This is a genomic window from Flavobacteriales bacterium, assembly GCA_021739695.1.
In the GTDB taxonomy this organism is placed as follows: domain Bacteria; phylum Bacteroidota; class Bacteroidia; order UBA10329; family UBA10329; genus UBA10329.
Genome location: JAIPBM010000047.1, coordinates 1 through 16,766, shown reverse-complemented (window position 1 = coordinate 16,766; position 16,766 = coordinate 1). Strand labels below are relative to the sequence as shown.

General features: G+C 43.4%; 12 protein-coding genes. 9 read left to right on the top strand and 3 right to left on the bottom strand.

Annotated elements, in window-relative coordinates:
- Window positions 1-110: 110 nt before the first annotated feature.
- Window positions 111-398: a hypothetical protein gene (locus K9J17_18225; protein MCF8278669.1), complete on the bottom strand. Its 288-nt coding sequence runs from the start codon at window positions 396-398 to the stop codon at window positions 111-113.
- Window positions 399-583: 185 nt separating this feature from the next.
- Between K9J17_18225 and mdh the strand changes: the two genes are divergently transcribed.
- Together mdh and K9J17_18215 are read left to right on the top strand one after the other, a co-directional pair.
- Window positions 584-1,519 carry a malate dehydrogenase gene (gene mdh / locus K9J17_18220; GenBank protein ID MCF8278668.1) on the top strand — a complete coding sequence of 312 codons (936 nt, stop codon included), beginning with the start codon at window positions 584-586 and terminating at the stop codon, window positions 1,517-1,519.
- 99 nt (window positions 1,520-1,618) lie between these two features.
- Window positions 1,619-2,131 carry an aspartyl protease family protein gene (locus tag K9J17_18215; GenBank protein ID MCF8278667.1) on the top strand — a complete coding sequence of 171 codons (513 nt, stop codon included), beginning with the start codon at window positions 1,619-1,621 and terminating at the stop codon, window positions 2,129-2,131.
- Here K9J17_18215 and K9J17_18210 read toward each other — a convergent pair whose 3' ends face one another.
- Together K9J17_18210 and K9J17_18205 are read right to left on the bottom strand one after the other, a co-directional pair.
- Window positions 2,132-2,536 carry a DCC1-like thiol-disulfide oxidoreductase family protein gene (locus K9J17_18210; protein ID MCF8278666.1) on the bottom strand — a complete coding sequence of 135 codons (405 nt, stop codon included), beginning with the start codon at window positions 2,534-2,536 and terminating at the stop codon, window positions 2,132-2,134.
- Window positions 2,536-5,310 (bottom strand): T9SS type A sorting domain-containing protein, encoded by a 2,775-nt coding sequence (locus K9J17_18205; GenBank protein ID MCF8278665.1) that lies wholly within the window; start codon window positions 5,308-5,310, stop codon window positions 2,536-2,538. The genes K9J17_18210 and K9J17_18205 overlap by 1 nt, the downstream gene beginning before the upstream one ends.
- 352 nt (window positions 5,311-5,662) lie before the next feature.
- On the opposite strand from K9J17_18205, the gene secDF reads away from it, so the two are divergent.
- The 7 genes from secDF to K9J17_18170 all read left to right on the top strand — a co-directional run bounded on the left by secDF (window position 5,663) and on the right by K9J17_18170 (window position 16,722).
- The gene (gene secDF / locus K9J17_18200) at window positions 5,663-8,632 is read left to right on the top strand and encodes a protein translocase subunit SecDF (GenBank protein ID MCF8278664.1); all 2,970 of its coding nucleotides are present in this window, start codon (window positions 5,663-5,665) and stop codon (window positions 8,630-8,632) included.
- Window positions 8,633-8,685: 53 nt separating this feature from the next.
- Window positions 8,686-8,958: a twin-arginine translocase TatA/TatE family subunit gene (locus K9J17_18195; protein ID MCF8278663.1), complete on the top strand. Its 273-nt coding sequence runs from the start codon at window positions 8,686-8,688 to the stop codon at window positions 8,956-8,958.
- Window positions 8,959-9,141: 183 nt separating this feature from the next.
- On the top strand, window positions 9,142-10,173 hold the full coding sequence (locus K9J17_18190; protein MCF8278662.1) for a glutamine synthetase beta-grasp domain-containing protein: 1,032 nt from the start codon (window positions 9,142-9,144) through the stop codon (window positions 10,171-10,173).
- A 64-nt stretch (window positions 10,174-10,237) separates the two neighbouring features.
- Window positions 10,238-12,433: a glutamine synthetase III gene (locus K9J17_18185; protein MCF8278661.1), complete on the top strand. Its 2,196-nt coding sequence runs from the start codon at window positions 10,238-10,240 to the stop codon at window positions 12,431-12,433.
- 139 nt (window positions 12,434-12,572) lie between these two features.
- On the top strand, window positions 12,573-14,570 hold the full coding sequence (locus tag K9J17_18180) for an OmpA family protein (GenBank protein MCF8278660.1): 1,998 nt from the start codon (window positions 12,573-12,575) through the stop codon (window positions 14,568-14,570).
- A 67-nt stretch (window positions 14,571-14,637) separates the two neighbouring features.
- Window positions 14,638-15,807 carry a phosphoribosylformylglycinamidine cyclo-ligase gene (locus K9J17_18175; protein ID MCF8278659.1) on the top strand — a complete coding sequence of 390 codons (1,170 nt, stop codon included), beginning with the start codon at window positions 14,638-14,640 and terminating at the stop codon, window positions 15,805-15,807.
- Between the two features lie 3 nt (window positions 15,808-15,810).
- Window positions 15,811-16,722 carry a peptide chain release factor 1 gene (locus K9J17_18170; GenBank protein ID MCF8278658.1) on the top strand — a complete coding sequence of 304 codons (912 nt, stop codon included), beginning with the start codon at window positions 15,811-15,813 and terminating at the stop codon, window positions 16,720-16,722.
- The last annotated feature ends 44 nt before the right edge of the window (window positions 16,723-16,766 follow it).

Genomic DNA, 16,766 nt, shown 5'->3' with positions numbered 1-16,766 from the left:
GGTTAGCTCAAATTCCTTCATCGGTTCTTCTCTTCTCGGGTTTCTTTTTTTCCTTGTTCAGGAAAGTTCTTAACCTACGTGTCATCAGATATAGCCTAATGGCTAACTACCTAGTCACCCCTCTCCCAAGGAGAGGGGCTGGGGGTGAGGTCAGCACTAATTCCCTTCCCCGGTTCCTCAGTTAACATTTCCCCACTGTAAGATTCGATTTCCTTACTGTAAGATGTCATTTCCACGATGTAAGATTCGATTTCCTTACTGGAAGATGCCATTTCCACGATGTAAGATTCGATTTCCTTACTGTAAGATGCCATTTCCACGGTGTAAGATTCGATTTCCTTACTGTAAGATGCCATTGCCACGATGTAAGATTCGATTTCCTTACTGTAAGATGTCATTTCCACGATGTAAGATTCGATTTCCTTACCGCCACCATCAATTTCCTTCTTCTGCTTCTCCCTCCAATATCAACATGGCCTCATAAACTAACTGTAAAACTGACCTCTGTCTGCTTTTGGCCGTTCGCCTTCTTTTCTACATTTGCCACCGTTTCAGAAAAACCATAACGTATAAAACACATACCATGAAAGTTACAGTAGTAGGAGCAGGGGCAGTAGGCGCAAGTTGTGCCGAATACATCGCCATCAAAGATTTTGCTTCAGAAGTTGTTCTAGTTGACATCAAAGAAGGTTTTGCCGAAGGAAAGGCAATGGACCTCATGCAGACCGCTACCCTTAACGGGTTCGACACCAAGATCACTGGCGTTACCAACGATTATGCTAAAACAGCAGGAAGTGATGTTGCTGTTATCACCAGCGGCATTCCACGTAAACCAGGAATGACCAGAGAAGAATTGATCGGCATCAATGCAGGTATTGTGAAAACAGTGGCCACTAGCCTTATCAAGTATTCTCCAGATGTCATCATCATTGTGGTAAGTAACCCAATGGATACAATGACCTATTTGACACACAAAGCAACAGGTCTTCCAAAGAACCGGATCATCGGAATGGGTGGTGCATTGGACAGCGCTCGATTCAAATATCGTTTGAGCGAAGCCCTAGCTTGCCCATCTAGCGATGTGGACGGAATGGTTATCGGTGGACACAGCGACACAGGTATGATTCCTTTGACACGTTTGGCAGTTAGAAACGGTGTTCCGGTTTCTCAGTTCCTTTCAGAAAGTGCATTGGCAGAGGTTTCTGAGGCTACCAAAGTAGGCGGAGCAACCCTTACTCGATTGCTCGGAACAAGCGCATGGTACGCACCAGGAGCAGCTGTTTCTTCATTGGTTCAGTCAATTGCTTGCGATCAAAAGAAAATGTTCCCTTGTTCTGTAATGCTTGATGGCGAATACGGTCTGACAGACATTTGCATCGGTGCTCCAGCCATTCTTGGAAAGAACGGTATCGAAAAAATCGTTGAGATTGAATTGAATGATGCTGAGAAAGCGCTGATGGCAGAAAGTGCTGCTGGTGTAAGAGCAACAAACGACCTTCTTGAAGGAGCTACTGCCTGATCAATAGCTTATCATACTACTGAAAAAGGCATCCGAAAGGGTGCCTTTTTTTATGCTCAATGATTTCGTCAATCCAATTTGGAGTGAGAAATGCAGTCGATGCATTTAAAGTCTCGGAATCTGGGGCTTAAGCAAGTTGTTTATCCTAATTTTGGATGCCGACAGTTCGGTCACCCCGTTTATATGATTGAGTTCCCAATTCCCATCCGTTTTATTGAGATTGAAAAGGCCGGTGTTCACATCGCCATCAGCGGCTTTGTAAACGGAAACTTGGCCAATATTCTGATTGATACCGGAGCTTCTCAAACGGTTTTTGATAAGAATCGCATTCACCTTTTTTCTGATCAGACCGAGTTTGAGAAAGCCGAGAAGCTTTCGAAAGGTTTGGGAACCGACAGCATGGAGGGGTTTAAATTCAGCATCAGGCAGTTCATTCTTGGCGACCTGCTTTTGGATGATTTTGAAATCGTTTCCTTAGACCTCGGACACATCAACGCTTCCTACCGCGAGCTTGGCCTGAATTCCATAGACATGGTGCTTGGTGGTGATTTTTTAAGGAAATACGAAGCCAGCATCCGCTACGGTAGCGCGGAACTTTGGTTGACGATCTGATCAATCCAAGAACCTCTCGCGCCATCTCGGCTCAGGCAACCAACAGACATCCAATTTTCCGAACCAACGGTAGCGGTACTTGGCAATGAGATCGTAAACCGCGTTTCGGATGAATTTCGGAACAACCAAGAAGACCGAACCGACTTTCCAAATGCCGCTCATGTGCTTTGACAAGCGCAGAGCTGCGTCACTTTTCACATAGGTCTTGCCGTTTTCAAGGAGTACAAGACTTGAAGTGTAACCGACTGGAAGTTGCGAAGCTTGCAGGGTTTTCTTCCCGAACTCCGATTGCAACGAGGCAAAACGGATGTTTTCCTTCTTATTTCTTTTTAGAACAAATTGAACCGAACCGCTACACAGATTGCAAACGCCATCAAACAGCAGTATAGGCCCATTCGCTTCCATTAACGTTGAATGATGAACCGCTTCGTGGCCATTTTACTTTCAGAGCGAATATCCAACAGATAGATTCCGCTTTGCAGTTGAGAAAGGTCAATGCTTTCACGGATTAGATTCTGACTTTTTCCTGTCCAGGCAACTTCGCCCATCATATTATACACGTTCATTTGAACCGTTCCGGCCAGCGCAAAGTGCGGCTCAATAGTGAAATTGCCATTGTTCGGGTTCGGATAAAGATTCAGATCAAAACGCTGCATTCGATCGGCTTCTTCAATACCACTGATGGTCAATCCAACGGTATCGCCTTTGTAATAGGCCAATCCACCGGCCAAGTTTCCGATAACGACCTCTGGTAGCGCGTCAGCATTCAGGTCTACAACGCACGGTGCACTGCGCTCACCTTCATAAACTGGGAATTCTGCAATCTTATTGAAAGATGGCTTGATGGTGATCTTAAAATTAGGTCGTTCGTTATTTGAACCTTGATAGACGATTCCGCAACCAGAAAAATTACCTGCGCTGCTGTATGCGTTTGAGTTGAATGAAGTGGTTGAATATTCTACATTCAAATCAAATCCTGTTCCAGCACTGTTGGTCTGAAACCAGCAGAATTCAATGATCAGGTTGGAAGTGCCATCCCAAATGATGGGAGTTTGCGCCAAATATTCCACGGTTCCTTGTGGCACGGTTCCGCTCGAAACGAAATACACGCTCGAAAATCCGTCAACGAATCCGTTCAGTTCATCAAGATCCGTAAGACCCATTTTCACGTAGAATTGCGCGTGCGTCACACTTGGTCCGTTCGCGGTGGTAAGAGCCAACTTTTCTATCACTCCTTGAACCAAACCTTGCGCAGTCAGTTCGTCTGCACGTATCAAATACTGATTTCTTCCGCTGGCAGTAGAGAAACCGAATGGAGTAGTCTCATTGGAAGTGCTGACAGCCGTTCCTGAGCCAATCTCTCCTTCAACTTCTGCTGGCCCAGAAATGACTTCGGTGATCTGGTCGTAAAGGTCAATTACGCCACTTTCCGATCCAACCAGCATTTGCAAGGTGCCATCATATTCAAATAGAAATGGCGTGCTGTATCCAAATGAAAGGCCATTCCGCTTCATATCCACTCCGCCCCATTTTACTTCGCTCAATACAAAATTTGGGTTGGTTGCTGTGCCTTCATTGTAATACATGTTGAGGTTACCATTTCGTTCTCCGATCACAAGGTCGAGAAGCTCGTCCCCATCCACATCATATAAACACGGAGTAGCAAATTGTCCAGTGATGTCGATTCCTTGAAAACCAGGCGTTGTAAGCGTAAAACTGCATGGGTTGCCAGTGCCTGCGCTGTTTTCGAAATAATGGATCAATCCAGCAGCATCGCCAATAATCATATCATCGTCTCCATCTCCATCAATATCTCCGAATGTCGGGGCAACGTTTCCCAATCCCAATTGCGAAATGTTGGCCACATTCCTAGTTTGTAGTGTAAAAGCAGGTTCTGTTGCCGTTCCAGTATTTCGGTAGTAAGCCAATTGAGATGAATAAGTGCCAGTGCTAACGAAATATCCTTTGTTTCCAACCAGGAGGTCTTTCAATCCATCGTTATCGTAATCGAAAAACACCGGATAAGCGCTTGTTCCTAATTCAATCATTTCATCCTGAAGAAAATTGTTTTTCTGGAACGTAAGGTCAAAACCAGAAGATGCGCTGTTCGTGTAGAGATAGCTTCCTTGATAATCGTGTCCGTTGTTTTCTTGATAAGGCGAGCCAATTATGTCAGTTTTCCCATCGTTATTCACATCTGCCAAGAATGCTGCAGGAAAAGTGTAAATATCTACGGGAACCGTGCTGTTGAAGTTAGCAGGGAACGTGAGGTCTTGCGAGCCGATGTTGGCAGAATTGGCGTCTCCGTCATTGATCAAGATATTCATGGTATTGAAACTGAGATTGGCCAAGGCCAGATCCTGATCACCATCGCCCTCAATGTCCAAGCCAAGCATGGTGAAACCAGAGTGGCGAGCACCTTCGTATGCTTCAGTGATCATTTCCTCGGTTGGAGTAGTAACTCCTTTGCAACTGACGTTCAAGTTGACAGCTACGGTTGATGGGTCTTCTTCAAAATTTCCCCAGCAGGAAGTGGCTAGCTGCATCGTCATGCTATCTGGAATTCCGTAAAGTTCCATCGATTGATTCTCATGATATTCTGCGCTGGTTCCAAACAGACTGAAGGTCACAATATCCATGTCCGAATCGCCATTCACATCCATAATGGCCGGAAGGTCTGTTGGGCTCACATAAATGTTGATCAATCCGTTGCCATACTGAGAAAGTAGCTTTTTAGTAATGAGTGTGAAAATGAGCGTATCCGGATTTCCATCATTGCGATAAACGGCCATGCCACCGTTAGAATAGGCAAAAATGTCTGTTTTTCCATCGGCATTGAAATCTCTGAGAATGACCCAATCGTGTAATCTATCCTGATCAGGCGTGTGCTGATCTACAAACATGTGGCGGTATTTCGGAGCAAGTTCCAGTTCGTTGGATTCGTTGGTTCTCAAGCAAATGATCTTATCTCCGCTTTTGTCGAATACAAAGAGGTCGTTTCGGCCATCGGCATCAAAATCCATGTTGGAGAATTGTGCGTGGTTCATGCCGCCTGCCCAAGGAAATGAAAGTGGACCGTTTTCTTCCGTTACCTGTACTGAATCGTATCGGTTGAAGTACAATTGCGCGAAAGTGGTTTGGGATAGAAAGAGAAGCAGGAATAGGAACGAAATTCTCATTTGATAGGAACGGTTTGCTGTAGAGACAAATGTAAGAGCAAATGGTTGCGTGTTTTGTAAACTCAATTACCGATTGGATAGGGTGCTCGATCGATCGGCTGGAGTTTCTAGTCGGGCCGCGTTAGGGAAGGAAGCGGCATCCTTTTTTGTTTTTGGGCAAAAAAGATACAGCGTACTGCCCGACCCTCGCTTTTTTGGGCGAGGGAAACGCCCTGATCAAATTGGTTTTTCATTACATTTTCAGGTTCAAACAAGCTGATTTTTTACCGCGAAAAAGCATATTGGTATTAACAGGGGGTTCTTCTATATTTGCACGCTCTAAAATCAGAGGTAAAATTTTACACATTATATAATGCAGAATAAAGGCGCTATAAAGGTTTTCGCCATTTTACTCGGTCTGGTATGTCTTTACCAGCTTTCATTTACGGTTGTTACTCGGATGGCCGAGAGCAAGTATGAGGAACTGGGTTTGACAGACCAAAAAGAGGCAGACAAGTACTTGGAGGATTTCACGTACAACATGTTGGTGAAGGAGTATTCTTACATGGAATGTAAGGAACGTGAGCTGAATTTGGGTCTTGACCTTAAAGGCGGTATGAACGTAACGTTGGAGATTTCACTTCAGGAAATGGTGAAATCGTTGTCTAACAACAGCCCTGATTCAACCTTCAACAAGGCTATTGCAAATGCAACTGCAAAGTTGGCTTCATCGAACTTGGATTTCGTGACGCTTTTCGGACAGGAGTTTGATGCTCTTGATCCAAATGCGCGTTTGGCTTCTCCTGCCATTTTTGGTTATACACTTAAGGACAAGATAAGTGGAGATGCCAGCAATGCTGAGGTGTTGGAGGTGATAAGAACAGAAAAAGAAGCTGCTATTGAGCAAGCTTTTGAGGTTCTAAGAACTCGTATCGATAAGTTCGGTGTAACGCAACCGAACATACAGCGATTGGAAGGTAGCGACCGGATTCTGGTTGAATTGCCAGGTGTGAAGGAACCAGACCGTGTGAGAAAACTGTTGCAAGGAACAGCTCAGTTGGAGTTCTGGGAAACATACGAGAACCAAGACGTTTACGGTTATTTGGCTGAAGCGAATAAGATGCTGCGCGATTTGCAAGCAGGAGAAGAAGTGGTTGATACCACTAAGTCTGAAGTTGCTGCAGAAGGTGAAGCGACTGAAGAGGCTGCTAAAGACACTACAAAATCGCTGACAGAACTATTCGGTTCTGATTCTACAGATAAAGCAGCTGGTGATGAGTCCATTGAAGATCTTCAAAAGAACAATCCACTGTTTGCAGTGCTTTCTCCTGCTGCTTCGCAAGATGGATTGTACCGAGGTCCAGTAGTAGGATACGCTTCTATTAAGGATACGGCAAAAGTGAATGCCTATTTGGCAATGGACCGTGTGAAATCAATCTTCCCACGTGACCTGAAATTCTACTGGACAGTTAAACCAATTGACCCAAAAAATCCTGCTCAAGTTCATCAGTTGGTTGCTATTAAAGTAACTAGCCGTGATGGCGAAGCTCCTTTGGATGGTGGCGCGATTGCAGATGCAAACAAAGATTTCGGTGAGTTTGGTGCTTCTCCAGAAGTAACCATGCTTATGACTCCAGATGGAGCAAATGCTTGGAAACGATTGACAGGAGAGAACATCGGCAAATCAATTGCCATCGTTCTTGATGATTATGTGTATTCATTCCCAACGGTGCAAGGAGAAATTGGCGGAGGTCGTTCTTCTATCACTGGAAACTTCACCATTAATGAAGCAGAAGATTTAGCAACAGTTCTTAAAGCGGGTAAACTTCCTGCTCCTGCTAGAATTGTGGAAGAAGCAGTCGTTGGACCAACATTGGGTAGTGAGTCTATCAACAGCGGTGTTATTTCGTTTGTTGGAGCAATCGTTCTCGTACTTGTTTTCATGGTCATTTATTACGGTTCAGCAGGTTGGGCAGCCAACTTGGCACTTTTGGCCAACGTGTTCTTCGTGTTCGGAGTGCTTGCTTCCATGGGAGCGGTGCTTACACTTCCTGGTATTGCGGGTATCGTACTTACCATCGGTATTTCTATTGACTCCAACGTATTGATCTTTGAACGTATCAGAGAAGAACTTGAGAAAGGAACGGGTGTTCGATTAGCTGTGACCCAAGGTTACAATGCTGCCTATTCGGCTATTATCGATGCTAACGTTACTTCGTTGCTTACTGGTATCATCCTGTATGTTTTCGGAAGCGGACCGATTCAAGGTTTTGCAACCACGTTGATCATCGGTATCTTCTGTTCACTTTTTGCCTCAATCTTCATCACACGTTTGATTTTTGAAGGAAGATTGGATGCTAAGAAGGACATTACCTTCTCAACCAAGATGACCCAAGGCGCTTTCAAAAACGCCAATGTTGATTTTGCAGGAAAACGTAAGATGGCTTATTTGTTTTCAGGTATTGTGATTGCAGCCGGTGTTGTATCAATGGGTGTTCGAGGATTCAACTACGGAGTTGATTTCTTGGGAGGTCGTTCATACATGGTCGAGTTTCAAGACGATGTGAATACGGAAGACCTAAGCCAAGCTTTGCAAGGTGCATTTGATGGCATTGCTCCAATGGTGAAAACCTTTGGTGCTGATAACCGAGTGAAGGTTATCACTGCCTACAGAATTGATGACGATGGTGAAACAGTTGATGATGAAGTTCAGGCTAAATTGGTTGAAGGCCTGTCTCAGATATCAAATAATCCAAGTGAGATTTTGAGTTCACAAAAGGTTGGACCGACCATTGCAACAGATATCAAACGTTCTGCATTGCTTTCTATCGTTTTCTCGTTGATCGCCATCTTCTTGTATATCCTTCTAAGGTTCAAGAAATGGCAGTATAGTTTGGGTGCAGTCATCGCATTGGCGCATGATGTGTTGTTTGTTCTGTCCTTGTTCTCCCTCGGATATGGTTTCTTGCCTTTCAGTATGGAGATCGATCAAGCATTTATTGCTGCTATCCTTACCGTTGTTGGTTACTCGATCAACGATACAGTGGTCGTGTTTGACCGTATTCGTGAGTTCCAAAACGAACATCAAGCAAGAAAATTCAGCCTATCCACGATTGTCAATAATGCTTTGAATACTACGTTGAGCCGAACCATTATCACGGCACTTACCACGTTCATCGTACTGTTGGTGTTGTTCTTGGCCGGAGGCGAAACCATCAAAGGATTCTCCTTTGCATTGTTGGCCGGTGTTGTTGTAGGAACCTACTCATCCATCTTCATTGCAACACCAGTACTACTGGAGTTCATTAAAGAAGAACCCGTGGTTGATAAAAAGAAAAAATAATTAAAAGGCTCCGATCATCGGAGCCTTTTTAATTTTGTGCCATGAATCAGACGCTGTTGTTTTTGAATTTGGGTGGAGGTGAGATCATTGTGGTTCTGCTAGTGGTACTCTTGTTTTTTGGATCAAACAAGATTCCAGAATTAGCTCGAGGGCTTGGTCGTGGAATTCGAGAGTTCAAAGATGCAACGAGTGGAGTTCAACGGGAAATTGAAGACAGCATGAGGGAAGCTCCAAAGAAAACAATTCCGAAGCCCACTGTAGAACCGGAAGCTAAGCCGAGGGAAGAGCTCAAGGCAGAGCCTCAGCAAGAATCCAAATCAGAATAATCTTAAAGAAAAGGCCCTCAACAGGGCCTTTTTTAATGCTGCATTCATGTATTCCACTTTTATTTTTCAGGTGACCCCAATTTTAATGGGGATGTTGACGGAAAGTTGATAATTATTTTTCGCAGGGTCTACTCGCAGTAGTACATTTGCCGAACAAAATCACAAAACCCAACTATTTAACTCATTATGAAGGTAAAACTGGAATACATTTGGCTTGATGGCTACGAGCCAACTCAGAACATGAGATCCAAAACCAAGGTGGAGGAGCACGAAGATTTTCAAGGAACATTAGATGAAATTGGAAATTGGTCATTTGATGGTTCTTCAACTCAACAAGCGTTAGGCGGTTCTTCCGATTGTCTGTTGGTTCCTGTTGCTATTTATCCGGATCCAGCTCGAGATAACGGTTGGTTGGTGATGAGTGAAGTAATGAATGCTGATGGCACGCCACACGTTTCAAATGCAAGAGCAACAATTGAAGATGAGGACAATGATTTCTGGTTCGGTTTCGAGCAAGAATACTTCATTATGGATGCCGAAACAGAATTGCCACTGGGTTTTCCACGTGGAGGTTTCCCTGGCCCGCAAGGAATGTACTATTGTTCCGTAGGTGGAAGACATACAAAAGGTAGAGATCTTGTAGAGGAGCATGCAGATCTTTGTATTGCAGCTGGGTTGAATTTTGAAGGAATCAATCAGGAAGTTGCATCTGGACAATGGGAGTTTCAATTGTTCGCAAAAGGAGCAAAACGAGCAGGAGATGAGATTTGGATTGCCAGATATTTGCTCGACAGACTTACTGAGAGCTATGGTTACTATATTGAATACCATCCAAAACCAATTAAAGGAGATTGGAATGGGTCAGGTATGCATGCCAATTTCTCTAATTCAACGCTAAGAACCTGTGGTTCTAAAGAGGTTTTTGAATCGATTTGTGAAGCTTTCAGGCCAGTTACTGCAGAACACATAGAAGTTTATGGGGCATACAACGACCAGCGTCTGACAGGTAAACACGAAACAGCCTCAATTCATGATTTCTCTTACGGGGTTTCAGATAGAGGAGCTTCCATTAGAATACCTTTAATGGCTGTTCAAAAGGGTTGGAAAGGTTACTTGGAAGATAGAAGACCTGCTTCTAATGCTAACCCATACAAAGTGGCAGCGAGAATTATCAAAACAGTGAAGACTGCGGAAGCTAAAATAGTAACCGTGTAGACTATTTAGATTTAAATATTAACGAAGGCTCGGTTCTATCCGAGCCTTTTTTGGCTTAGAAAATATGGCAACACAACGATTTCAAGCATTGCAGGAAGTGAACAGACGAAAACCTGTTGATGTAAAATTACCAGCAGAGAGAGTTTCAAGTTATTTCGCTTCCAGCGTATTTTCTTGGAAGGAAATGCGCGAGCATCTTCCAGCAGAAGTTTACACTACACTAAGAACATGTGTGGATAAAGGAGGTCAGATTGATAGAGGAACTGCCGAGCAAGTAGCAGCTTCAATGAAATCGTGGGCTCTTGGAAAAGGCGCTACACATTATACGCATTGGTTTCAGCCGTTAACTGGTTCAACAGCTGAAAAGCACGATGCTTTTTTCGAGCCTTTGGCTGATGGATTCTCCATGGAATCATTTGGTGGTGATCGACTTGTTCAGCAAGAGCCGGATGCATCCAGCTTTCCGAATGGTGGAATCAGAAATACGTTTGAAGCAAGAGGTTACACTGCGTGGGATCCTTCCTCGCCTGCTTTCGTTATCGGAAGAACACTTTGTATACCAACGGTTTTTGTTGCCTACACTGGCGAATCGCTCGATCATAAAGCGCCATTGCTGCGCTCGGTTCATTTTCTAGATAAGGCTGCAACCACTGTGGTTCAGGAATATTTTGATCGTAATGTTTCGCGCGTTATTTGCACACTCGGTTGCGAACAGGAATATTTCCTGGTTGATCGCGCCTTATATAACGCACGGCCTGATCTTGCCTTAACGGGACGAACACTTTTTGGCCATTCATCTGCCAAAGACCAGCAGTTGGATGATCATTATTTCGGTTCCATTAATGACCGGGTTACCGCCTACATGCGCGATTTTGAAACTGAAGCTTTGAAGCTGGGTATTCCGGTTAAAACACGTCATAATGAAGTTGGCCCAGGACAATTTGAATGTGCACCGGTTTACGAGGAAGTTAGTTTAGCAGTAGATCACAATCAATTGTTGATGGACGTGATGGAGAAAGTTGCACTAAGACATGATTTTCGAGTGCTATTTCACGAAAAGCCGTTTGCGGGAATCAACGGTTCTGGAAAACACAACAATTGGGCGCTTGCCACAGATACAGGTAAGAATCTTTTGAGTCCCGGAAAAACTCCAAAAAAGAACATTCAGTTCCTGACATTCTTCATTACTACCATCAAAGCGGTGCACGAGCATGCCGATTTACTTCGCGCAAGCATAGCAAGTGCGAGTAACGATCACCGATTGGGAGCAAATGAGGCACCTCCAGCTATCATGTCCGTTTTCATTGGTTCGTTTCTGACTCAGATTTTGGATGATATCGAAGCTTGGATCAAACAAGGAGAGAAAATGTCTCCGGATGAAAAGACAGAATTGAAACTTAGCGTGATTAAGATTCCTGAAATTCTACTGGATAATACGGATAGAAATAGGACTTCACCATTTGCCTTCACTGGAAACAAGTTCGAACTCAGGGCAGTTGGTTCTTCAGCAAACTGTTCTTCTGCCATGATGGTTCTTAATACGATTGTTGCCGATCAGTTAGTGAAATTTCACACGGAAGTTCAAGCGTTGGTCTCGAAGGACATGAAAAAGGACGAGGCCATTTTTCAAGTGTTGCGTAAGTACATCATCGAATCAAAAAACATTCGTTTTGAAGGAAATGGATATGGAGATGAATGGGTGAAGGAAGCTAAGAAGCGAGGCTTGTCAAACATTAAGACAACTCCAGATTCGCTTGATCTTATCTTGACAAAAAAATCCAGAGCACTTTTTGAGAAGAACGAGATTTTGAGTGAAAGAGAATTGGATGCGCGATATGAGATCGATCTTGAACGCTACACCAAGAAAATTCAGATTGAGTCAAGGGTGATGGGTGATTTGGCTACCAATCACGTGGTGCCAACAGCCGTTCAGTATCAAAGCATATTGATAACCAACGTAACTGGATTGAAACAGGTTTTGAATGCTGAAGAGTTTGAAACATTGGCAAGTGAGCCGATGAGAATCATTCGCGAAATTTCTGAGCGCATGAACTTGATCAATAAATTGGTGGAAGAAATGACCGAAGCGCGCAAATCTGCAAACAAACACGAAAGTGCCAGAAAACAGGCAGGCGATTACTGCTCTAAGGTCTTGCCATATTTCGAGAAGATCAGGAGAGAAGTGGATAAATTGGAGTTGGTAGTGTCTGATGAGTATTGGCCATTGCCAAAATATCGTGAGCTTCTGTTTAATAGATGATAAATTAAATAGTTGTAATTCAGCTGGTTAACGTGGTTTGAGGTCGTAATCAGCCCGACCTCTAACAGCGTTTCGGTTCAACTTGCCTAATCAAATATTTCTTTATTTTAGCGGCTGTGTTAAAACAAGCATAAAGACCATGAGAATAACCAAGTTCTTAGTAGTAGCTGTAATTGCAGGATTGCTTTCAATCAATGTAAATGCGCAAACCGATCACCTTGAAGTAGCGAATCTTGCGTTTGAATCGCAAGAATATTACAAGGCAATCACTCTTCTGAAAAAAGCCTATTCTAAAGAAAAGGATAAGGCAAATAAGGCAGATATCATTTTTAAAACAGCTGAATGCTATCGTTTTGTGAACGATACGAAGCAGGCAGAAACTTGGTATCGTAAAGCGATTACCATCAAGTATCCTGAGAACAAAGCTCAGCTTTATTATGCCGATGCACTGAAAGCGAATGGTAAATTCGATGAGGCTATTGAGCAATATGAGAAATACGCTGAACTTGCTCCAAGCGACCCACGTGGTAAAACAGGTGCTGAAGCTTGCGCACTGGCTCAAAAATGGATTGATAATCCATCACGTTATGTAGTTGAGAATGAAGTTCAATTGAACGGGAAACAGATGGATTTCTCCCCATCTTACGCATCTAAGAATCACAAAGAGATTTACTTCACTTCGTCAAGAGACAATGCTTCAGGAAATGAAGTTGACGGATGGACCGGTCAAGGATTCACTGACATCTTCACTGCAACCATTGATAATAAAGGAAAATGGAGCAAGCCAAAACCGCTTCCAGCAACTATCAATAGTATATATAATGAAGGTGCTGCAGTAATGAATAACGATTTCAACCAGATGATTTTCACTCGTTGTGGTGTTAAGAAGAAGGTTTTAATGGGTTGTGAACTTTACACGTCTAATAAGACTGGTGATAGCTGGTCAGAGCCAGAATTGCTTCCATTTTTCCAAATTGCCGAAGGTGATGATAGCACGCAAGTAACAGTAGGACACCCTGCGCTTTCTGCTGATGGTAAGACCTTGGTTTTTGCTTCCGATGCCGATGGTGGAAAAGGTGGAAGAGATCTTTGGAAATCTAAATTTGATGATGAGAAGAAACGTTGGGGAAAGCCTGTAAATGTTGAAGCAGTTAATACTCCTGGAGACGAGATGTATCCATTTATTCATAACGATGGAACATTGTATTTCGCTTCTAACGGTCATGTTGGAATGGGAGGATTGGACATCTTCATGGCTGAGGCTCAAGGAGAAACTTGGGGAAATATCACCAACATGAGGTCACCGATCAATTCATCTGGTGATGATTTTGCAATCATTTTCGAGAAAGAACAAGAGAAAGGGTTTTTTACTTCAAACCGTGAAGATGGAAAAGGAAGCGATGATATCTATTCGTTCCTTCTTCCAGCACTTAAGTTTACACTTAGCGGAACGGTTTCTGATTTCAAGAGCAAGAAGCCTGTAGGTGGTGCGACTGTTTCAATTGTTGGAACAGATGGTTCATCCCTTGAAACAACTACTGATGCCAATGGTAGATATACGTTTGATCTTGCTCCTGCAACTTCATATGTTATCACTGCTGGTAAGAAAGATGCTTACTTGAATAAAACAGGTAAGACTACAACTGTAGGTTTCGAAGAGGACAAAGATTTGATTCATGACTTCGAATTGGATCCAATCAACAAGGTTATCGATCTTCCAAACATTTTCTACGATCTTGGAAAATGGGATCTTCGTCCAGAGTCTAAGGTTTCATTGGATGGTCTGATTGAAACGTTGAACGATAACCCAACAATCGTTATCGAGCTTGGATCACACACGGATACACGAGCATCTGATAGCTACAACCTGTCTCTTTCACAGAAACGTGCTCAATCTGTTGTTGATTACTTGATTGAAAACGACATTGCTGAAGCAAGATTGGTAGCCAAAGGTTATGGAGAAACCACTCCGAAAGTACTTGAGGTGCAGGTAGGTGAATTCGCTAAAGGAAGTGTGATCAACGATGCCTTCATTGCTAAGTTGGCAACAGAAGAGTTGAAAGAAGAAGCACACCAGTTGAATCGTAGAACTGAATTTAAAGTTCTTAGAAACGATTACGTTCCGACAGGAAACTAGTCAACCAACATAAATTAGTCAGAGAAGCATTCCGAAGGTCGGAATGCTTTTTTGTTAAAAACAATTCATGAGTGCTGGAGAGAGATATAAGCAACGGGGAGTTTCTGCCGATAAGGAAGATGTTCACAAAGCCATTAAAAACGTTGACAAGGGATTGTTTCCGAAAGCGTTTTGCAAGATTGTTCCAGACACACTTTCCAATTCAGATGAGCATTGTGTGATCATGCATGCTGATGGTGCTGGCACCAAAAGCTCATTGGCATATATGTATTGGAAAGAAACTGGAGATCTTTCGGTTTGGAAGGGAATTGCTCAGGACGCAATTGTGATGAATACGGACGACCTGCTTTGCGTGGGGGCAGTCGATAATATCCTTCTTTCCTCAACTATCGGAAGAAATAAATTTCTCATTCCCAGTGAAGTACTTTCTGCGCTTATTACTGGTACGGAAGAGGTATTGCAGATGCTTCGCGATAATGGCGTTCAGATTCATTCTACAGGAGGTGAAACAGCTGATGTTGGCGATCTTGTGAGAACGCTTATTGTCGATTCGACTGTCACTTGCAGAATGAAACGTTCTGAGGTAATTGATAACGCGAATATTCAGGCAGGAGATGTTATTGTCGGTTTGGCTTCGTACGGTCAAGCAACATACGAAACGGAATATAATGGTGGAATGGGCAGCAATGGTCTAACGGCTGCTCGTCATGATGTTTTTTCAAACGATTTGAGTTTAAAATATCCCGAAAGTTTTGATGGAGCTTTGGATTCAGGGTTGGTCTATCAGGGCAACTACCAGCTGACGGATGCTGTGGAAGGAGTTCCTTTGGATGCTGGAAAGTTGGTTTTATCTCCAACAAGAACCTACGCTCCGATTATAAAGAAAATCCTCGATGCATATCGTTCTCAGATTCATGGAATGGTTCATTGCTCTGGAGGAGCACAAACAAAGGTGTTGCACTTCATCAATGGTGGTCATGTAATTAAGGATAATCTACTTCCTGTTCCTCCGTTGTTCAGAATCATTCAGGAGGAATCGAATACTTCGTGGGCAGAAATGTACAAGGTCTTTAATATGGGGCATAGAATGGAGTTATATGTTCCGATGGAAATAGCAGTTGATATCATTGCCATTTCTAAGAGTTTTAATGTTGACGCGCAAATAGTTGGTAGAGTGGAAGAAGGAGAAAAGAAGCTTACGATTCGTTCAGAATTTGGTGAGTTCGTATATAGTTGAGCAATGGAACTTATAGATAAGCTGCGCGATATTCAAAGACGGTTCTCCGATCTAGAAGGACAATTGGGAGACCCAGCCGTAGTTGGTGACATGACCCGATTCGTAAAGATCAATCGTGATTATCGAGGACTTGAACCTGTGGTGAAAGCAGCCAAGGAGTACGAAAATGTGGTTGACAACATTGCGAGTGGAAAGTCGATCCTGGAGACAGAAAAAGATCCAGATTTCGTGGAAATGGCTAGGGCCGAAGTAAACGAACTTGAATCGAGAAAGGAGCAACTTGAAGAAGAGCTACGTGTATTGATGTTGCCGGCCGATCCAGAAGATGCCAAGAATGTCGTTCTGGAGATTCGAGCAGGAACTGGTGGTGATGAGGCAAGCATTTTTGCAGGCGACCTCTACAGAATGTACATGAAGTACATTGAAGGAAGACGTTGGAAAACTTCAATTGTGAATGAAAGTGAAGGAACTGCTGGAGGCTTCAAAGAGATTCAAGTGAAGGTTGAAGGTGATGGGGTTTATGGCATTATGAAGTATGAATCTGGAGTTCATCGAGTGCAGCGCGTTCCTCAAACAGAATCTCAGGGAAGAGTTCACACTTCGGCTGCCACAGTAGCGGTGATGCCTGAGGCGGAAGAAGTGGACGTTCAGATAAATCCGGCAGATGTAGATTTCCACACATCGAGGTCTGGTGGTGCTGGAGGACAGAACGTAAATAAGGTTGAAACGAAAGTTCAATTGACACACAGGCCAAGTGGTATTGTGGTTGTTTGTCAGGTGGAACGTTCGCAGTTGGCAAACCGCGAATTGGCCATGGAAATGCTGCGAACCAAACTCTACGAATTGGAGTTGAACAAACACCTTGATGATATTTCCAGTCGAAGGAAGACGTTGGAAAACTTCAATTGTGAATGAAAGTGAAGGAACTGCTGGAGGCTTCAAAGAGATTCAAGTGAAGG